At 28.8% G+C, this 22266-nt stretch carries 13 protein-coding genes; 4 read left to right on the top strand and 9 right to left on the bottom strand.

Annotated features, from left to right (window positions below; translation table 11 throughout):
• Positions 1-4 precede the first annotated feature (4 nt).
• Entirely contained in the window at positions 5-2581 is a 2577-nt protein-coding gene (gene hrpB / locus QEJ31_RS11165) for an ATP-dependent helicase HrpB (RefSeq protein ID WP_280590162.1), read from the top strand.
• Positions 2582-2679: 98 nt separating this feature from the next.
• Here the strand turns inward: hrpB and QEJ31_RS11160 are convergent, their stop codons facing one another.
• Entirely contained in the window at positions 2680-4302 is a 1623-nt protein-coding gene (locus QEJ31_RS11160) for an alpha/beta fold hydrolase (protein WP_280590160.1), read from the bottom strand.
• Positions 4303-4927: 625 nt separating this feature from the next.
• Here QEJ31_RS11160 and QEJ31_RS11155 point away from each other — a divergent pair.
• Positions 4928-5722, top strand: coding sequence for a DUF1028 domain-containing protein (locus QEJ31_RS11155; RefSeq protein WP_280590158.1), 795 nt, complete (start codon positions 4928-4930; stop codon positions 5720-5722).
• 49 nt (positions 5723-5771) lie between these two features.
• Here QEJ31_RS11155 and QEJ31_RS11150 read toward each other — a convergent pair whose 3' ends face one another.
• Entirely contained in the window at positions 5772-7943 is a 2172-nt protein-coding gene (locus QEJ31_RS11150) for a 3-hydroxyacyl-CoA dehydrogenase NAD-binding domain-containing protein (protein WP_280590157.1), read from the bottom strand.
• Between the two features lie 50 nt (positions 7944-7993).
• Positions 7994-9325 (bottom strand): thiolase family protein, encoded by a 1332-nt coding sequence (locus tag QEJ31_RS11145; protein ID WP_280590155.1) that lies wholly within the window; start codon positions 9323-9325, stop codon positions 7994-7996.
• A gap of 343 nt (positions 9326-9668) precedes the next feature.
• Here QEJ31_RS11145 and QEJ31_RS11140 point away from each other — a divergent pair, with 343 nt between their 5' ends.
• Positions 9669-10382: a YebC/PmpR family DNA-binding transcriptional regulator gene (locus tag QEJ31_RS11140; protein ID WP_280590154.1), complete on the top strand. Its 714-nt coding sequence runs from the start codon at positions 9669-9671 to the stop codon at positions 10380-10382.
• A gap of 28 nt (positions 10383-10410) precedes the next feature.
• Positions 10411-12144: a M14 family metallopeptidase gene (locus tag QEJ31_RS11135; protein ID WP_280590153.1), complete on the top strand. Its 1734-nt coding sequence runs from the start codon at positions 10411-10413 to the stop codon at positions 12142-12144.
• A gap of 10 nt (positions 12145-12154) precedes the next feature.
• On the opposite strand, the gene QEJ31_RS11130 is transcribed toward QEJ31_RS11135, so the two are convergent.
• The 6 genes from QEJ31_RS11130 to QEJ31_RS11105 form a co-directional block, all read right to left on the bottom strand.
• Positions 12155-13759: an ATP-binding protein gene (locus tag QEJ31_RS11130; protein WP_280590151.1), complete on the bottom strand. Its 1605-nt coding sequence runs from the start codon at positions 13757-13759 to the stop codon at positions 12155-12157.
• A gap of 76 nt (positions 13760-13835) precedes the next feature.
• Complete coding sequence (locus QEJ31_RS11125) at positions 13836-14294, bottom strand: hypothetical protein (protein WP_280590150.1); 459 nt, start codon at positions 14292-14294, stop codon at positions 13836-13838.
• Entirely contained in the window at positions 14291-16177 is a 1887-nt protein-coding gene (locus tag QEJ31_RS11120) for a tetratricopeptide repeat protein (RefSeq protein ID WP_280590148.1), read from the bottom strand. The genes QEJ31_RS11125 and QEJ31_RS11120 overlap by 4 nt, the downstream gene beginning before the upstream one ends.
• 26 nt (positions 16178-16203) lie before the next feature.
• Complete coding sequence (locus tag QEJ31_RS11115) at positions 16204-18687, bottom strand: Mur ligase family protein (RefSeq protein ID WP_280590146.1); 2484 nt, start codon at positions 18685-18687, stop codon at positions 16204-16206.
• Positions 18687-21626 carry a hypothetical protein gene (locus QEJ31_RS11110; RefSeq protein ID WP_280590144.1) on the bottom strand — a complete coding sequence of 980 codons (2940 nt, stop codon included), beginning with the start codon at positions 21624-21626 and terminating at the stop codon, positions 18687-18689. Before QEJ31_RS11110 ends, QEJ31_RS11115 begins: the two co-directional genes overlap by 1 nt.
• Before the next feature lie 46 nt (positions 21627-21672).
• On the bottom strand, positions 21673-22200 hold the full coding sequence (locus QEJ31_RS11105) for a rhodanese-like domain-containing protein (protein ID WP_280590143.1): 528 nt from the start codon (positions 22198-22200) through the stop codon (positions 21673-21675).
• Between the last annotated feature and the right edge of the window lie 66 nt (positions 22201-22266).

Here is a 22266-nt window from a genome sequence, read left to right as displayed (position 1 = left end):
AAGAATGATCTTGCAAAATTTAAAATTACCTATCGATGCCTGTCTTCCTGATATCCTCAAAGCGATTACTACCAATAATCAAATTATCATTCAGGCAACACCTGGAGCAGGTAAAACGACTCGAGTTCCTCCTGCTCTATTAGATGTTCTTCCGGGTAAAATATTAGTTTTAGAACCTAGAAGAATGGCCGCTAAATTATCCGCCGAAAGAGTTGCTGCTGAATTAAATGAAAAAATAGGTAAAACCGTTGGATATCAAATTCGTTTTGAAAATATTTCTGGTGAAGAAACAAAAATAAAATATATCACAGAAGGAATATTTACCCGTCAAATTCTTTCGGATCCATATTTAACAAATATTTCCTGTGTTATTATTGATGAATTTCATGAGAGACATCTGCATACTGATATTGCTTTAATGTTAGTTAATTTTATTCAAAAAAACTTTCGACCAGATTTAAAACTAATTGTCATGTCTGCTACTTTAGACACTGAAAAATTAAATAACTATCTCAATGAAGCAAAATTATTTGTTTCTGAAGGTAAAAATTACTTCGTAGAAATTGAGCATTCTTTAGATTATGAGCTAAAAAAACCACTACATATTTTAGTTTATAATGCAGTTATAGACCTGCTAAATAAAAATAAATATCCAGGAGACTTTCTTGTTTTTCTACCTGGAAGTAGTGAAATTCAACGCTGTGCAGAAGTGCTTGATGAACTTGCATTAAAAAGAAATTTAGAAATTATTCGTTTAAAGGCCGATTCTCCTAAAAATGAAATCCAAAAATTATTTGCAAAATCTGACAAATTAAAAATAATTCTTGCTACTAATGTGGCAGAAACTTCTATTACCCTTCAAGGTGTAACAAATGTCATTGATTGTGGACTTGCTAAAGTAGCAGGACATGCCAGTTGGAGCGGAATGCCAACGTTAGATCTGTTACCTATCAGTCAGTCTTCAATCATTCAAAGAACAGGTAGAGCAGGAAGAACGGCTCCCGGCATAGCGAAACGATTATTTACATTAAATGATTATCAAACTAGACAAGCATATCAAAAACCTGAAATTCAAAGAGCAGATCTTACACAAATGATCCTTGAATTGAAAGTGATTCAAGAAAAGTTAAAATTAAATGAAAGCTTAGTTGACTTACCTTGGTTTGAAAAACCAGCTAATAATATTTATCAAGCAAATTTACAATTGCTAAGGCAAATAGAAGCTATTGATAAAAATTTTAATATTACTTTATTAGGTAAAGAAATTTGTTTTTTCCCACTTCATCCAAGATTAGGTAAAATATTATCCACAGCAAAAACGAATCATTGCTTACCTCAAAGTATTTTAATAGTATCAATGATAAATGAAGGGTTTCTATTCAAGAAAAACTTTAACTCACAAGAAATTCATAATTCTGACATTACTTTTCAATTAAATTTATTGAAAAAAAGCCTTCAACACGAATTTTTAGAAAACGAATTAAAAAATAATATTGACAAAATTGCTATCCAAAAAATAAATAATTTAGTTCATCAACTTTGTCATATTTTACATATTCAGTATGAAAAATGTTTTGCAGAAATTACAGATGAAAAAATTAGTTTAATACTAATTTCTGCTTATCCCGATAGAATATGCCAAGTAAGAAAACAGCAAAAAAACAATACTAGTAGTTTAAAAGAATTAAACTTATGCCTTGGAGGCGGTGCGGTTCTTGCTAAAAATAGCGTAGTTCAAGATTCTGAATTTCTTATTGCCATTGATGCAGAAGAATCTGCAACGGCTTTATCACAAGCAAATTCAACACAAATAAGAATTGCCCATGGCATTGAAGCAGAATTACTTGTTTATGCTCCAGATGAATTTACGAAAGATATTGAAGAATACACATGGGATAAAGAAGCTCAACGAGTAAAAGGAAACAAAAAAACATTATACGGAAAACTTTTGCTTGAAGAGAAATACATAACTGAAAATTCAGAAAAATTTAGTGAAATTCTATACAAAGAGCTTTCAGCTCAATGGCCAAAACCATTTCCAGATGATTTTGAGTATTCTAATTTTAAAAATAAACTTAATCTTGCAACTCAAAATAATATTTCGATAAAAAATATTGATATAAAAAAATTAGAACTTTCTTACATTCAAAGCTTTATAGCGCAAAATAAAAAAAGTTTTTCTGAAATTCTAGAAAAATCATTAGAAGATTATTTAAAAGAAATTTTTGACTTAGAAGAAATTAAAATTCTAGAAAAGTTATTTCCAAATTATATTAAAATTGGAAAAGGTCGGAAAGTAAAAATACATTATGAAAATGATAAACCCCCATGGATTGCCTCTCGTTTGCAAGATTTTTTTGGTACTAAAGAAACACCAAAAATTTGCAATCAATCAATCCCTTTAGTGGTTCACTTGCTTGCCCCAAACATGCAATCTGTACAAGTTACACAAGATCTGTCTAGCTTTTGGCAAAAAAGTTATCATTCAGTAAAAAAAGAACTTTCAAGAAGATATCCCAAGCATTCATGGCCCGATGATCCTATTAACGCAGAACCGCCAGAACTATTCAAAAAAAAGTAAAGAGCTTTATAATATTTAAATTAAAGAAATAATTAGCTTTCTATAATTTAATTTTACAAAGCTAACTATTATTAAAATAAACTTTCATTATATAGAAGTTAACTGTTATTAAAAATGCTTTCATAATATTTTAAAGCATTATCTGAAGAATAAATTGGTGGATATATTTCTGTCAAACATTGTAGATTCGGCCATTCATTTTTTTCATTAAAAAATTCAAATAATATGTTTAATCTACACTTTTCAGCACCTAAATATTTCTGTTCAAAAAAATCTTCATAATTTATTCTAAAAGCTAAAGGAATATGTGCTAAATTTTTAACTCCTACAAATCTAACTTTTTCAGTCATAAATTTTTCTTTTAATTCTAAAGCAAACTCTTTAGTTGCAGAAACATCTGCTTCACCAGTTACAATCAAAGTTTTCACATTCAAGTTCTTGTAATTTTGTTCTGAATTTTCATTACTGTAAAAAGGAACGTACTGACATTTATTAATGTAATTTTCAATAAAACCAAATTCATTTATAGTTATATTATTATTCTTGTATGATCCTATTATCTCATTACAAAAAACATTGTAATGTAAATACACTGAATATTTAAAATTTCCAATTTCAGTAACATTTATTTCGCTTTTATATTTAAAAATATTGTTTATTATATGTTCATCACAGTGCTTAATTCCAGATATAAGAAGCGGAAATAATGGTGCAGTATAGTTATACTGCAGAAGCCATAAAGATTTTTTAGCAATTAATTCTCTTGTATTCTCATTAAACTCATGGCTGCATCTTTTTTTATGAGCAATATCTCTAAAAAGCTCTTTTAAATTCTCGATATTATTTAATTGAATTTTATCACTACAATATTTCGCTTGCTTACAATTATCATAAAAACTAAATACTGCAGTTTCTAAATTTCTTTCCAAGAAATTATTTTTCCCTGCTATAAAAGGAGATTCTAAGTAAACCTTTTTGATATTCAAGGTTTTTTTATTCAGCACACGCTGTGCCCAAATTGTTCCATAACTTGAAGCATAAATATAAATAGGAATATTTGGATACAATTTAATCAATTCATGAATATCTTGTCCTGCTTGAGAGGAGTTAAAATGTTTTAATTTATCTTGCCATTTGCTCTTTAAGTAATCAAAACACGAAGCGAATTTATTATTATCAATATCTTGAATACTTAAAGTTCGTTTATCTATTGGGCAGTGCAAATTTTCAGAGTATCCTGTACCTCTATGGTCTGGCATAAGAACTAATGCTGTTTTATCGTATTCATAAAATTCTTTCGCCAAAGAAATATAAGAATTGCCTATTCCACCAGGGCCCCCACTCAATATTAAAATAATTTTTTTAGGATTCTCTTCTCCATATCTACGAATAAAAAATCCAATTTTTTCTGAGTTTTTATCTTCCCAGTTCAATGGAACTTTAATTTTCATACATTTTTCTAGTTTGCTAAATGTGGAAAATTCACAACGGTGCCATTTATTGTAAACATATTGATTTAAATTAGTTGTATTTGAAATTTGGTTAAGCAAATCGTGTTCAAAAATTTCAATCTTTTTTCTATTAATTTTATTTGTACCCCAAAACCATAGTAATAATAAAAGAAAAATTAATCCAAAAAAATTTGGGACATATTTAATAATAGTATATTCAAATATTTTTATCTTAACCTTATAAAAAATTCTTATAAATATTTTTCCCATTTTACAAAATTTTCCTATCTCATCAAAAATTCAGGAATATCAAACTTCATTAAAAAATAAAATTCATTTTGTTGTCAAGAAATTAAGTTTTTATTTTAATTTAAAAATTTTTATTTTTTATTCTTAATATTTATGGAAATCTTAGAATATTATTTGGTAATTTATTTAAGTTGATATTTATCAAAAATATTTGCCTTATACAGGTATCAATAAAATTTATAACTAAAATCTTTTCTTTCTAATTTTAGAATAAAATAAAATGCCTTTTTAATTTGATTTACAATTTTAAACAACTAAAATTTATAGCTGTTCTTAAATTTTAGTTGTTTAAATAGAAGAGCAATTATTCTTCATTCAATAAATAAAATTAACTTTCCAATCTAAAAATTAATAAATATCTACTTTTTTCCTACTACGATCTAGTTCATTAGAATTTTTTTTATTTTATCTGTAATTTTTATAGACAAACTTATTTTTACCAGTTATTATTCAAGTAATTCGAATATAATTATGAAATTGCATGCAACAAATAATATATTTAAGTGTATATTATTCTAAATTATTATTTAATATAATTTTTGAAATATAAATTTTTCAATAAAATAAATATATAAGAGAACAAAAAATGAATAATTATTTTAAAACCTTTTTCCTATTTTTTATAAACACTATTTTTTTTAACAATAGTTCCTTAGCTACTTTTTCAATCATAGCTTTGGATCTTAAAACAAATGAGTCTGGTTCAGCATTGGGAACTTGTTATTCCAAAGAATTTAAAATGTATTCAAGTAAACTAAAAATAAATCTTGCAGACTATGTTGTTTTTGAAAATAATGGTTTTGGAATAATGAATATTCAATCTGATATCAATGATTTAACACCAATCTGGCTAGCAACAGCAAAAGGTATATTAGCCCAAGATGAACCTTTTTATTCAGCTACTATTATTCGAAATTTTCTCACTCATCCTAATCAAGACTATAGATATAAAGATAGGCAAATGCTTATATTAAAAAAAGACAAATATTTTAACGTCACTGGCGATATATACCATGGCGAAAATGTAACAAATTTCAAAACTGGAAGAATTCGTTTCCATATTAACGATCGTTTTAGTATTGCTACTGCTGGAAACTACATGACTAATACCGAGGCCCCTGAAATAATGGAAAAAGCATTTATTGCAGCAGAGGGGAACTTAAGTGATAAATTAGTAGCCGCTCTAAATTCAATTGGAATAACAAATGACTCAGGAGATAGTCGATGTCGCACCACTGAAGGTGTTTCCGCTAATTTTGCATTTTTAAGAACATTTCATCATGGAAAATTAAAATTAGATTTAAATGTAATAACAGATGAAGAGGAACAAGAAGCAACTTTTCTGCTAAAAGAAAAATATGAATTTCTGCAAGATGAATAATATTTATTTCTTGAATTTCTTAATTTCTCTTCATATATTTGCAGTTAACTTATCTTTCCCAATACTTTGCTGGTTCAAACCTTTTTCCATATTTTGCAGCTAGTTCTTTTAATTTTTGTTTCACTGTATCTTTCCCTAAAACCTTTGCATAATGGAATGGACCTCCTAAAAAAGGAGGAAAGCCTAAACCAAAAATAGCTCCTAAATCACCATCATCTTCAGATTTTATTATTTTCTCATCAAAACAACGCGCAGCTTCATTCATAAAAACATATAAACAACGATCTGCAATTTCTTTTTGATCTAAATTTTTCCTTGCTGTTGAAAAACTTTTGTAAACACTTTCATCAGGTGCATCTTTTTTACCATTTTCATATTTGTAAAACCCATGATTATTTTTTCTGCCTTTTCTTCCTTCTTTAGAAATACTTTCTATTTCTTTTGGAACAATTAAGCGATCAGAAAAAGGTTCCATTAGGACTTTGATAATATGTTCACCAACATCAATACCAACTTCATCTAATAAAGTAATTGGCCCAACAGGCATTCCAAACTTTTCCATTGCTTCATCAATATCTTCGGTTTTTCCTCCCTCAACCATGATATTCAAAGCTTCAGCAATTTGAAATGCAAGGATTCGAGTTGTGTAAAATCCTGGGCCATCATTTACAACAATAATTTGTTTCCCCATAATTGATGCTAAATCAAACACAGCCGATGTCGCTTCTGGATTGGTTTTATCAGTCGTAATAATTTCTACTAAAGGCATTTTTGGTACAGGTGAAAAGAAGTGCATTCCAACAACATTTGCAGGATTTTTTGCATGTTCTGCTATCTTTGTAATTGGTAAACTACTTGTATTTGTTGCAAATATAAAATCACTTTGCGGAATATTTTCTTCGCATTTCTTTAATACATCATGTTTAATTTTTAAATCTTCAAACACAGCCTCGATAACAATTCCTGATGAACGTAAAGGAGAAAATTCTAAGGCTGGACTGACTCGATAAATTCTTGAATCACGTTCAAACCATTTTAATCTTTTCTTTTTGAAACGCTCATCAAAGTAACTGGCTACTGCTTTTAATCCACGTTGCAATCCAAAAGAATCTTTATCGATTAAAGTACTTCTTACTTCTTTTTCAGCTAAAACTGTTGCTATTCCACTTCCCATAAGCCCAGCACCTAACACTCCAACTGCAGAATTCCCATTTTCTAAATTCTGAATATATCTTTGTGCGGCTGCTTCTTGAATGGATTTGGAAAATGGATTTTTCTTTGCAGCTGTCATGATGTTAAAAATATGAACTAAAGAACGGCTTTCTTCACTAATAACTAATTCACCAAAAAGTTTAGCTTCAATTTCTAAACCTTTTTCTAAAGGTAATTCTACTCCACGCATTACGCTTTCTAATGCTTTTAGGGGAGCTGGGTATCTTCCTTTTGTGCTTTTTAAAACCATTCCACGACTTTGTTTACTTATCAATAATCTACCTAAAGGATTACCTTCTAAAGCTAATTTTTGTAAGTCAAAATTTCCTTGCATAGAAGAAACAATTCCTAAAGACGAAGGTAACAAACGTTTTTTGAATTTATTTTGCTTACACAAAGAAACAGCTTTCTCTAATAACTGATTGACAGGCACAACATCATCAACCAATCCTAGTTTTAAAGCTTTTTTTCCATCAATTTTTTTTCCCGTTAAAATTAAATCGAGTGCGGGAGCTATACCAATAAGTCTAGGTAATCTTTGAGTTCCACCACCTCCTGGAAGAATTCCAAGTTGGACTTCAGGTAAACCTAATTGGGTTGATTTGTCTGCAGAACAAATTCTAAAGTGACAAGCGAGTGAAAGTTCTAATCCACCACCCAAACAAGTTCCATGTATTGCTGCTACGGTAGGTATTTTTGCAGAAGCAAAATAATTCACAATTCTATGCAATTCTTTACTTCCACGTTCGCCAGCCTCTTTACTAGTGAATGTATTAAAAATAGAAATATCAGCACCAGCTGCAAAACAATTTTTTTTCGAGGATGTAATTACTATTCCTTCAATTTTATCATTAGCTAAAATTTTAGGCATATTTTCATCGATGTCTTCTAACATAGCTATTGTAAAACTATTTACAGCTTTGCTTTCATCATTCATATCTATAATGCAAATACCGTCTCGAATAGAAAAATGAAATATTTTTGATTTTGAATGCAGTTTTAATTCCATATAAACAACTCCCTTGTTTATTTATTTTTCTTTTTATTTATTTTTTTTTGTTACTTAGACTCAAGTAACATTGCCATTCCTATTCCGCCAGCTGCACAAACAGCAACAATTGCATATTTTCCACCTTTTCTTTTTAAAATACGCAAAGCATTTCCTATTAATCTTGCACCAGTAGCACCAAAAGGATGCCCAATAGCTATTGCACCACCTTGGATATTTATTTTTCCGGAAGGAATTTCTCCAAATAAAGGAGAATCTAATTTTTCACGACAAAATGTTTCGTTATTCATACATTCTAGACAACTCAATACTTGCCCTGCAAAAGCTTCATGAATTTCATAAATATCAATATCATCTTTAGTTAAATTATTTCTTTTTAAAATTTTAGGGATAGCATATGCAGGTCCAATTAGTAATTGATCATGAGGATCAACTGCTACAGTTACAGTATCTACAATATATCCTAAAATTGGAAGTTTTTTTTCTTTTACATAACTTTCACTGGCTAGCAAAGTAGCCGCCGCACCATCGGTTAAAGGACTAGAGTTAGCAGCTGTAATAGTTCCATTTTTTTTATCAAATGCTGGTTTTAATTTTGCCATAGATTCGAGAGATGTATCTGCTCTAACCATATTATCTTTGTCTACAAAAATATTTTTATCTTTTCCACTCCAAACTGGTACAATTTCATCTTTAAAGTAACCAGATTCTTGGGCTTGAGCTGCATTTAAATGACTTTTTAAAGCAAATTCATCTTGTTTAACTCTTGCTATATTATTTTTAACAGTCATTATTTCTGCGTGTTCGCCCATCGTTAAGCCAGTAAATGGTTCAGCTATTGCTGGAGCTTTTGGTAAAAACCATTTTGGATTAACGTTACTAATTAAAGAAAGTCTTTCTTTTAATGAACGCGCTCTTGACATTTTTGTCAAAAATCTTCTTGCATCATCTGAAAAAGGAATAGGTACATCTGACAATACTTCAACCCCACCAGCTAAAACTAATTTGTTTTTTCCTAATAAAATTCTATCAGCCGCAATTTCAGCTGTTTGTAATGAAGAATCACAAGCTTTATTCAAAGTAAACCCAGAAATGCTAGTTGGTAATCCTGAAAATAAAACTATTTCTCTTGCTAAATTTGCATTTTTTGTTTGGGGTATTACAACACCCCATATACATTCATCAATATCTGAGGCTTGTACACCAGTACGTGAAATAATTTCATTAGCAACCCTTAAACTTAATGATAAAGCAGTTTCTTGCTCAAAAACACCAAAAGATTTTACAAATGGAGTACGTACTGTACTAATTACTGCAACTTTTTCTTTTTTTGAGTTGCTGCTTTTTTTTGTTGTATTTTCTTTTCCATCATTCATTTCCATTCAATCACCTCACACTAGTTAATCCAATACCTCTAAAATTATAGACGTAACACTATCAGATATTTAGTTAACACCCAAATTTTTAGACCTGCTAAATAAAAATACTTTTTTTTAATATTAAATTAGATTATTACCTATTGATTGAAGGTTAAAATTTAAATTCTTTCATTAATTAACATTTTATTTAAAAAATAATTTTAGCTTAATTAATTTCTTATTTAGCAAATCACTAAGCCCTTTTCAATCTTAAGTCTTAATGGTAAATCACTTAATGTATTTTAATGCACATTTCTTGAAGAAGTTTTGTGCAAAGATTAAATTCTATATATATAAGGATATTTTTATGGGTCGACACAATACTATTGCTGGCAGAATGGCTTCAAGTGCAGCTGCTAAAGCGAGACTTTTTACCAAACTTGCCCGTGAAATCATGGTTTCTGCACGTGCCGGAAGCGATATCAACTCTAATTCGGCTCTGCGCGCTGCAGTCAATAAAGCAAAAGATAATAGCATGCCTAAAGATAATATAGAGCGCGCTATTAAAAAAGGCTCAGGTGAAATGACCGGTATGAGCTTTGAAGAAATTACTTACGAAGGCTACGGTCCAGCTGGCTCAGCCATTATGGTAGAAGTTTTGACTGATAATAGAAATCGGACACATCCCGAGTTACGCCGTATCTTTCAAAAAAACGGCGGAAACATGGGCGAAATGGGTGTTGTTGCGTGGATGTTTAAAAAACGGGGAGTGTTTGTTATCAATGCCCAGAAAGTTGCAGAAGATAAAATAATGGAAATTGCTCTAGATTCTGGCGCAGAAGATGTCCTTACTGAAGACAATTTTACTACGGTGTACACAGAAGTAACTTCTTTTGCGCAAGTCCGTGAAGCCTTAGTAAAAGCAGATATTCCCTTTGAAAAAGCAGGTCTCGAACTAATTCCAGATAATTCTGTTTCTTTATCTGGAGAAAATGCGAAAATAGCTCTTGAATTAATTGACAAATTAGAAGAACATGATGACGTGCAAAACGTCTACCACAATTTTGATATTCAAGAATAATAAAATATAGAAGCTTAAAGGAGATCTTATGTCTAAATTATCTTTTCCACATAAATATTTAAATTATAATGAAATGATTTCCGATTTAGATCTTCTTTGCAAACAATTTCCTAAAAATGTAGAAATAGAAAAAATAAACTTAATTAAAACATTAGAAAATAGATCCATTGTAGCATTACGTGTTTATCCAAAAGGTAAAAAAATAAAACAACCAACTGTTTGGATGGATGCCAATATGCATTCAGCAGAACTTATTGGCACCAATACAGTTCTTGCTCACATTCAACAATTAGCGGAAAAATTAACAAATCAAGAAGATAAATTTTTCCAAGTGAATTATGTTTTTATTCCTCGAATTTGCCCTGATGGTGCTGAACAATATTTTACAACTGGAAAGAAAAATCGTAGCAATGCACGAGACATGCGAAATCAATCTGAACTTGGTTGTTATTGGCAAAGAATGTGTTTGTTAGAGAAAGATATTAAACTTAACACATATGAATTGTTGCAACAAAAAAATAGAATAGGATACATACGAAAAAAAAGTCCCTCTGGCACATGGGTTCAAGATGAAATGTATCCTCAGTTGATTCGCAAACGTGAATTAGGTGACAAAGAACCTTTTTATGATATTTATCCTGAAGGAATAATAGAAAATTTTGATGGCACATCAATTCCACCTGCTAATTGCGTAGGTGATAATGAAGTAGATTTAAATCGTAATTTTCCTGTTGATTGGGTTCCAAATTATTTAGATAACAAAGGCGGTAAAATGCCTTTCTCTGAACCTGAAAGTAAAGCCATTGCAGATTTTGCTTTGAGCATCCCTGAATTATATTTTTGGCTAAATTATCATACTTTTGGTGGAGTTTTTATCCGCCCTCTTGAATCTAAAGATGATTTTGCCATGGATATCACTGATAGAAGTATTTATTATACGTTAGATAGAAAAATTCAAGAATTAACTAACTATCCAGCTGTAAGTTGTCACAATGAGTTTACTTACATTCCTGGCAAACCTCTCCAAGGTTGCCTTACTGGATTTTCCTACCAAGCTATTGGGGCAATTAGTTACGTTTGTGAATTATGGGATTTACCCAAACGCATAGGCAGAGATGATAGACCCTTTGTAAGAAGATATGATTTTTGGACAAAAAAAGAATGGCGAAAAATTTATGAACTCGACAGAGATTCCAATAATAATACAATATTTGGAACTCCTTGGAAAAGTTACCAGCATCCTCAACTTGGCGAAGTTGAAATATCTGAGTTTCCACTCACATTTGGTATTTTCAATCCACCAGAATCTTTGATTTCAGAAGTCGTTGAAAATCAAATGGGACTGTTACCTTTAATTGTTGATATCGCTCCACAACCTAAGGTTACAGCTAAAATAATCGATGGCAAAGATCAATCTTTTTCATCAATATCACTTCGCATAGAAAATACAGGATTCTTATCTACAAATATTTCCGCTGCAAGAGTTAAGGCACAAGGGGAAAAAAAGATTATAGCACAAGTTATTGAGCTAAAAAATGCTGAAGTATTAGGTTCATCAATTCATCATTTTAAGCCCTTAAACGGTTATGCTCCTGTTATTAATGGTTGGCTTGATTCACCTGATTTAGGCAGCAATTATTCTTCATCATATACTGTAAAAATTCCAGTAAAAAAAATAAATGCGAACAAAGTAATTCAAGGAGTAATCAAAGTTCAAATCCCTTTTCTGGGTGAATATTTTGCAATAATTGGTGAAAATTAAAGATAGTAACTCATTGATTTCCTAATATATTTCTCATTTTTATTAATAAATCATTTAGAATAAAAGGCTTGTCTAAGAAGTCTATACTATTTTGCGATTCACCTAACTCAAATCCGTGCAGATCATTGTATCCTGTTAAAAATAATATTTTACCACGAAATCCATCATTAGAAAGTATTTCATTTAATTTAATTCCATTTAGTAGTGGTAATACAATATCTAAAATAACCAGATCATAATGTCTTTTATTTTGTTGAAGTAGATGGAAGGCATCAAGACCATTTGAAACTGAGTGAACTTTATACCCATAAAATTCTAAACTCTGAACAATTGCTTTTCTTAAATCACCGTTATCTTCTACAACTAAGATATTTTCATTTCCTTTTAATTTACTTGCTTCAATCTGTTTTACAGTCGGAAAATTAATTGCTTCTAAATTCGAAGCTGGAAAATACATAGTAAATGTAGTTCCTTTCTCAACTTCACTTTCAACAAATATAGCGCCATGACATTGTTGCATAATATTGAACACAGTAGCAAGCCCAATACCTGTTCCTTTATCTTCTTTAGTAGTAAAAAATGGTTCAAAAATTTTAGAAAAAATCTCTTTTTCTATTCCTTTACCATTATCTTTGATAGTAAGAACTACATATTTTCCAGTTTTTAAAAGAAAATTTTGATGACTTATTTGCTGACTTATTTCTTTATTAGATGTGCTTATTTTTATTTCACCCATTCCTTTAATTGCATCTTTTGCATTAATAATCATATTTAGAATAATTTGTTCAACATGAATTGGCTCGACTAATGCGCTAGATAAATAAGGATCTAAATCTTTAATAAGAGTTATATTCTCAGGTAATATTCTTAGCAACATTTTTTCTAAATCATCAATTAAGTAGTTAATATTTATTGGTTGAATTTTATTAGCAGATCTCTTTGTATAATTTAAAATCTGTTGCATTAATACAGCAGAATGTTTTGAAGTTTTTTTAATTTGCTCTGTTTGTTTTTTAATAACAGGAGAAATTATTTGAGACGAGTTTAAAATAATATCGCAATTAATATTTATTATTGTAAACATATTATTTAAATCATGAACAATACCAAGTAACATTTTTCCAATATTTTCTATCTTTTGAGAACGTAATATTTTTTCTGATAACACACTTTGATATCGAGCTCCCAAAGAGTAAATATTTTCAAACAGATTAAAATTATGATTTTTGCTCGCTCTATTTTCAAAATGAATTAATATATTTGAAATTTTTTCTTCAAAAAAAATAGGAATAATTGCTATTTTAAAATCAACTTTTGCTAATTTACTATGAATCATTCCCTCATTTTCTAATTTCAATTTAATTGAGAATGAGCTAGGAATTTTATTTTTTAACACAAAATTAATTTTTTCTTCAAGAATATTAGTTTTTAATTTATCGTGCGATGAAGAATGAAAATGTAAGAACTGCGAAAATACAAGCTGATCATTTTGCTGCATTTGAAAAAGTGAATTAAACAAATTACTAGACAAAACTATTTTAAAATTTAAATCTAAAACACAAAAAACTGAAGGTAAAGAAAATAAAATATTATTAAGATTTAAATCTTTATTCAAACTAAACTCCTGGATTACTCTATAAAATATAGAATAGCACCATCTCATTTAAAAGCATAATGAATTTAAAATATTTTTACTTTCTGGCTTGCACTTCTTCATCTATCCATTCATTAAAGCCATGTTTCCTTAAAGCCTCAATTATAGAAGAACGTTCTGTTACGATCATTTCCCTTTCACAAAACTTTTTGTCTAAGTAACCTCTATGATCATCATAAGGATTGCAAATAGCCAAACGATGCTCATCTAAAGGAGCAGCACCAACACTCATTAAATCATCAAAGTTTTCCAAACTCACTTCAGAAAAATCAAATTTAAGTTGGGTACCAGGTAAATAAGGTAAATTATGCGAACGAGCGAGACATCTAGCCAATGTCGATTCATCAATGTAACTTAAGTCGAGAAGTGCATCTGCCACAGAAAGTTTCCAATTTTCAGCAAAACGGGTCACTATTGTCCAATCAATTCTATCTATTTTAATTTCGTGATGTAATGCATCGTATAAATGGGGTAAAATTAAAGTAGTATTATTCATAAATTCCTTGAAATATTACGTTTTTGTGTTTCTAAGATGCGTTTGACTTCCTGCAACTTTTCACCTAATTTGCCTGCTATTTTTGTTAATTCCGGATCGGATTCAACTTGATAGGGAAGCATATCACTTAAAATTTTATTCGTCATTTCAAGTTTTTTTAATGCCTGCTCATATTGCTGCGACTTTAAAAAAACCAGAGCATGATGATAGTTGATAACTGGTTCATCAGGTTCATATTTCAAAGCTTCTTCTATATATTTTAAAGAATTTTTCAAGTCATTCTTTTGAAAATATAACCAACCTAGTGAATCTAAATAAAATCCATTTTGTGGCTCAAGCGAAACGGCTTTATGCAAAATTTTTCTTGCATATTCAATCTTGACATTTTTTTCTGCCAAAGAGTATCCTAAGAAATTAAGTACTTCAGCATAATTAGGCCATTTTGTTGAAAGTTGCTCTGCGAAAGCTATCGAAGCACTGTCTGATTCAGAAAACTTCAGATATTCGGCCTTTTTTAAATACAATTCTTTAGCAGTAGGAACTTTTTTAATAGCATTATTTAATAAATCTATAGCCTCTTTATACTTAGAAAAGTAAGCATACATATTCACTTTAAAGATAGTATCCTGAACTAGGTTGGACTCAGAAATCCCAAATTTTTCTATACTTTTTTTCGCTGAATCAGTATCTTTTGCATTAATATAAATTATTATTTTAGCTTTCAATGCATCTCTATATAATTCATTTTCTATAGGTATTTTATCAAGATTTGCTATAGCTTCAGAAAATAATCTTAAACCTTCACTACAAATTGCCAAATAGTAATGGATTGTAGAATTATTGTAGTTCAACCCTAGCAACTCTTGCAACCTTTTTCTTGCACCTGTAAAATCTTTATTTACAATCAGTATTTTCGCTATTTGGAAAGAAAATTCTGGTGGAAAAGGAACATGTTCATCAGAGCTTGCTTCAAGTTTTAATAAAATTGATAATGCAATCTGAATTTTTTTCTGAAAAAGTAAAATATTTATATAGTTTTGAGCTGCTAAATTGTTTTCAGTTTCTTTATCAAAAGCTATTTTAAAAAATTTTTCAGCTTCTCCATAATTTCTAAGATTTTGTTCAATTCTTGCAATTAAAGTTATTATCTCAATATTGTCATAATCTATTTTATATGCTCTTCTAGCAAATTTTAAAGAATTAGTATAATTTTTTTCATTATAATATTTTTGCGCTAGAGCCATCATAATATTAGTTGACTTTGGATTTTTTAGTAAAAAATTTTCTAAAATATTTTTCCTATGCTGTTTAACATTTGCAACATAATTAATTACTATTGCTTCATTATTTGGATACTTTTTATATGCTTTTTCTAATTTTTTTACCAGAATAGGATAATTACCATTCAATTGATATATAGAAGCTACAGCTAAATCAATTTCAGGTTTATTGGGAAACAAAACAGACAATTTATCTCCAACTAATAATGCTTCTTGATATTTTTTTAAATTTAACAAAACCCCCATTAAACTCAAACCGCAATTTAAATTACTATTGAAAGAAAATGATATTGAATACATCTTTTCAGCATCAAGATAATTTTTTCTTTCCTCTAACATTTTTCCTAACATAAAAGCTTCATCTGAATCCGCTTGCGACAATCTATTTGTCTGAAAATTATAAGAAATTCTTAATATTCTTGCTTGTAAATATGATGGTGGATTTACTTCCAATGCTGGAGGATTTCCTGTCTGTATTTTAGATCTTGGTGGATTTGGAATAGAAGCCGAATTATTTTCTTTATTTGTTTGACAAGAAATGAAAGTAAAAGCAGAAAAATTTAAAAGAAAAAATAAAAATATAGGTTTTGATCCTTGCAGCATATTTTAAATCCTCTTTTAAGGAGTCGTTATAACTCCTTTGCAAAGCGAGCTGGAATTCCATCAAATGAACCACTTGACATGAATACAATTGTATCACCAGGACGTACTTGTTGTTTTAAACTTACAAGTAATTTTTCATTGTCGTCAAAATATTTTGCATTTTCTCCACAAGCCAATGCAACTGCAGGTCCATCAAGTACTTCTTCTTTGTTCATTCGCAAATCTTGTGGCACCTTACCTAGTAAAATTTCGTCTGCATGAAAAAAACTTTTTGCAAGCTGATCTTGAAGAACTCTCCTACGCATAGTTGCATTTCTTGGATCGAAACAAGCTATCAACCTTCCTTTTTTCCCGACACTTTTCATATAACTTCTAAAAGCTTCTAAAGTTGTTACGATTGCTGTAGGATGATGGGCAAAGTCATCAAAAACGGTAATATTATTTTTTTCACGCAAAAGTTCAAATCTTCTTTTTACACCTTTAAAGGAAGTCATAGCTTTTGTTATTTTCGCAAGATATGTTTTATTTTCTTCATATTTTAACGATCTTTTCTTTCCAGTTTTCTTTTCATCTTCTATTATTTGATGCGCAGCAAGAATTGCGACAGCAGCAATAGAATTCAAGGCATTATGCTGACCAAAAATACTTGATTTAAATTTAAGTAATTTCCCATTTGGTTGCTTGCATTCAACTTCAATCCCATTTGAAAGAGTTTTATAAGATTTTAATTGCCAACAGTAAGAATTTTTTTCTTGTTTATGAGCGCTAAATCCTATAACAAATGCTCCCGATTCAAGAGCAACTTTTTTTGCCCTTATATCATCAAAATTAGCAATAACAATTCCATTTCTTTCTTTCGTTAACTTAGCTAACCTTAGAAACTCGGCTTCAATAGCTTCAACATTTGCATATATATCAGCATGATCAAATTCAATATTATTAATTAGACAAATTTTAGGCTCATAATGAAGAAATTTAGGACCTTTATCAAAAAAGGCTGAATCATATTCATCCCCTTCTAAAACAAATAAATCTTTCGATTGAAAAGAAAAACCAGCATCAAAATTTGCAGGTCGACCACCAATTAAAAAAGATGGCTTTTTTCCAATTTGCGTTAACAAGTGTGTTACTAAACTACTTGTTGTGGTTTTTCCATGTGTCCCACTGATAATAATATTAGTACTTTCAGCTAAAAAATATTTCCTGAGTGCTGAAGGAAAACTTAGTAAAGGTATTGTTTGCTGCAATAACTCTTCTAATTCTTCATTTTTTTTCAAACTCGCACTAAGCCTACTGACAACATTCGCAAGTATAACAGCATCAGGATTGTTCTTTTGAATATTCTCAGCAAGAAAACCAACATCGGGTTTTATACCTAGATCAGCAATTACCTTATCCATTGGAGGGTAAATCGGCGTATCACTTCCTGTTACTTTATAATTTGCTGCTTTAAATAAACCAGCAACCTGCGCCATTCCTGTCCCACCAATACCAGTCAAGTGAATTTTAATATCTTTTTTCAATAAATCATTATTTTTTGTAAATAAATTAGCAGGAAAATTTGTTGCTATCATTAGCTTATCTTTAATTTCGTTTGTAAATTTAATTGTAAATTTATTTTTAATTTTCTTAATAATAATTTCACTTTTCATCAGCAATGGAAACCGAAATTCTTCATGACCAAATAAAGGAAAATCTATTACTGGGAGATTGGTTTTTTTTGCCAAAATATTTAACAATAATTCTCTACTCAAAGGCCTATCGCTTGGATCAAAACAATCAGAAAAATTTCCGATTACTATTGCTTTTGTTTTTGCAAGAAATTCTGAATTGATCAAAGAATCAAATTTTCTTAAAATTCTATATAAATGTTCATTACACTCTTCAAGAAAAAGAATGTTATCTTCTGGTAAATTTAAATATTGAATAGCAGCAACACTCTCAGCTAGACTTAAATTAAGGGGAATACATTTTCCAGAAATTTCATTACTAATATCGATATTTTTACTCGAAATTACATCAACAGGAAAATTATAAGCTGTTGGTTTATGATTTAATAATTCAAAAAGGGCTTTTTGATCGAGCATTGGCCCCGACAATAAATTTGGACTAAAACTATTTTGCCCATGAATATATTTAAAGTTAGGGAATCTAAGTCCTAAATAAACACCTAAAAAAGAAATATCTGAAAAACCTACTAATATTTTGTCCGAAATGACTGGCGGAAGAAGATTTTCTAAATAAGGAATAAGTTCAGTACAACCCATACCACCTCTGGCCGCGAACAAAATATCAAACTTCCGCATTGTTAAAGCATAACTTAATAAACAAGCTCTCTCTAATACAGGTCCCGCAGTTACACCGTCTAACGAGTTTTGTTGTGGCAGTATTTCTGTTACCAAAAATCCTAAATTTTTTATTTTTTCAATCCGTTCATTTCTTTTTTCATTTGAAATTCTATTTTTTCCTGCTGGATGAATTATAGCAATATGTTTAACGTTTAAATTCATTAAAGCTCCTCTAAAACATTTTTAAAACTCATTGATATACTATATTTATTTTTTTCAGATAGACTCCAAATATTTACATTTACAGCATCTATATCACTATAATTTTTGAAATTTCGAATTAAGAAATCTTTTAATGCAAATTTTATTTCCTTAGAATTTATTTTAGTTGCAACTATTGCTGGACATGAAAATTTAAAAATAGAATTATTATAATCACGCGCAATACAAAAAGACTGAAGTTCACTTTGTTCTTTCTGATTAAAAGAAGACCTATCAAACATCTCCTTGGACTCAATCTGACAAATAACATTGTCTCCAATTTCATAGTTATCTATATCAAAAAATACTCCTTGAATATCTCCAATTCTTTCTTGAATCATTTCAGAATTTAAAAAAATAGAGAAATTTAAATCTTTTAGATATTTAGAATCATTACTTGTAACTTCACAATAAAATCTATTTTTATTTTTACTATCTTGATAAATTCTTGATGAAAAAAAGAAATTAGAAAAATTTTCTTTACTTTTTTGATGATTAGCTAGTGGAATATTTTTTTGAACTAACTCGTTATTATCGAAAAATATTTTTAATGGAAAATATACATTTAAATAAGTTTTACTATCTTTATAAAAATAATCTAAATAAAATAAATTTTCTGAATTATTTCTTTTTTTATCAATTTTAAATTCAGTTTCAATACTTTCTAAATCATTCACTGATTTATTTAGTTCTGAAATAAGTAATTTATTTTTCCGACCGAAGATCAAGTTACTTGATATATTTTTTTGATGCAAATTTAAATGTTCTAATGCTTTTATATCTTTTTTCATTTTATCTTCAGAAACAAGCTTAGCTTTGCTAAAAGAACTTTGTGTTCCATTTGATATGTTAATTAAACAAGAATCTTCTTTTTTTTCAAACTTAAATTTATACTGAAACACATCGAAATTACTAAAACTATTCTTAAACACTTCTTGCTGACTATTTTGATCAAATTTATCAAAAGGTGAAATATTTTTTTTAATTTTATTCTTTACTAAATAAAACTCTGCTGAGAGGAAAAGTTTTTGTGGATTACTAACTATGGCGTAACAATTTTGAGAATTATTATTAGTAATCAAACCAGAAGATAATATTACTGGCTTATAATTTGGAATAATTATTTTAAATGTTGAATAATAATCAGTTACTTTTTTATCTTCAAAAAATCTAATTAAAAGCGGTAATTTAGGGAGATTAAATATATCGAATATTTCGTTTTTCTTTAAATATTCAGAAATTATGTGAAAATCAAGTTGAGTAATACTTATTTCATTAAAACCATTTTTATTTAGTTTGCAAATATTTTCTGTAATTTTATCGCCACTTGTATTCAAAATAAAACATTCTAATTTATTGTTGTTATGATTTTTTTTATTTTGGAATAACATCATTTTATTATTTATCTCAGGATTGTAAAGATAAGACTCTTTCAACCAAGATGGATTTTTTTCATTAAAATTGACAATTTTTTTAGCATTAGCACCGATAAATAATTCATTTTTATTTTTCCCATAAACAATACAATTAAGTAATCCATTAAATTGATTATTTTTTGCAATAAGAGAATCTTTAAAATCAATTAATTCTTTTTCATTTAAAAACCATTTCACATGAAAATCAGTTATATCTCTAATATTATCTGGTATATTACAATCATAAGAGTCTACTTTGGAATTATATTTAACTGTAATTTCTTTAGAAATATTCTGGAGATTTATTTCATCTGACTTTAAGAAATATAGGATAATTTTTTTCTCTATTAATTCATTCTCTGTATCTAGTTTTAAAGTTACAAATGAATTTTTATTTCCTCGCCTTATTTTATCTAATCCTTCAATAGTAATTTGTATTTTATTATCTTTCTTTAACACTTTACATTTCAGATCATTTGATTCAAAGCAACTCCATTTAATTTTATTTTCGTCTAAGTTTGTATTAGTATAGTATATTTCAGAAATACTTAAATCATTCTCTTGAAACGAAATTTGTTTTTTCCCAACTATTTTTAATATTTTCGAATCAATTTTTACATTACTTGATAAACCATTACTATTCTCACAACTGTAGTTATTTCCATAGATAATTTTTTTACTTGGCAATATATTTTTATTTTCGTCTAATATTTTTTTCCCATTTTCGTACCAGATATATTTTATATTATTTGGACTATTCAAAAACTGATTTGTGTTGCAAAGTAAACTTATTGATTTACCTGTTTCAAAAAATTCAATATTGGGAGGAATATTTCCAATATTTTTACTTTCTTCAGAAGGCATTAAGACAAATTTAACATTGTTTTTTATTTCCACTTTTTTTTCATTTTTAATACCGATATTTATATTAAAAATTCTGTATTTTTCTGAATTTAAAAGTTGATAAAGTATTTGACTATCAGAATTTTTTTTCTCAATTTGGCCTGTTTCTGGATCAAGTAGAGAACAAAATTTTTTTTCATATTCAGTACCAGATAAACTTTCACAGTAATAAAAACTGTTACTAGATTTTTTACCAAAAAAATCGCTCATGGAAAATTCACTTATATTTGAAAAAGTGTAAAAATAAACACCAGGCGACAAATTTTTCCAAAATAAAAAATCAGAAAAAGTTTTAGTTTCTTTACGATATAAAACTCCATCAAATAATATACTTTCGCAAGTAATAATTGGATATTTTTTTGCTACCGAAAAATCAACATTTTCATTGAGTAATTCTAATTCTTTTTGTTTATCTTCTGTTTGTAATATCCACTTTTTCTGAAAAACATGAATATTCTTCCCAGTATGATTTAACTTACATTGGATATTTTTATTAATATAATCAGGTAAAATAGATATATATGCAGGATGATTTGCTTGAATATTATTAAAATATACAATATTCTGCGCATCAATTGGCATTGCAAAAATTCTTTCTTTATAAAATCAATAAAGATATTTAAACAATCTAGTATCTCGGAATAGAATTGTCTATTTTAATACTATACGCTTCTATTCCGCCTTGTAAACTTCGAGCATTTAAAATACCATTATCTTTTAAATACAAAGTTGCGTTCATAGATCTTAACCCATGATGACATACTACAATAACACACTCAACGTTTTTAGATTTTTCTACATTCTCAGAAAAATTTTTTTCTGTTAACAAGATTGAGTTTTGCAGATGTGCTATTTCAAATTCCCATTCTTCCCGAACATCTAAGATCAATATTTTAGCATTTCTTTTTTTCAAATCAGCCAACTCATCAACAGTTATTTCAGATTTTTGCATATCCAATAAACCTAAGTTAAGAGCCTGAAGCATTAGATCTGCATCTTTTTTATGTTTTCCAGCAACTTGAGTAATTGTTTCTTGTGGTTCATAGCCACACGTAGCACAACCTCCCACATGAAATTTACTGTGTAGTAGTGATCTTGCAAATGGAAATTGAGTTTCAACTTCCTTCATTGTTGATTCCAAAGTAAATTCTCGCATAGTTTGACTCCTTCTGATCTCATCAAATAAACCAAAATAGGGTTAATTATCATGTAAATATCTTGA

It is taken from the genome of Pigmentibacter sp. JX0631, from assembly GCF_029873255.1.
Classification (GTDB): domain Bacteria; phylum Bdellovibrionota_B; class Oligoflexia; order Silvanigrellales; family Silvanigrellaceae; genus Silvanigrella.
This window is presented reverse-complemented; position numbering and strand designations above follow the sequence as displayed.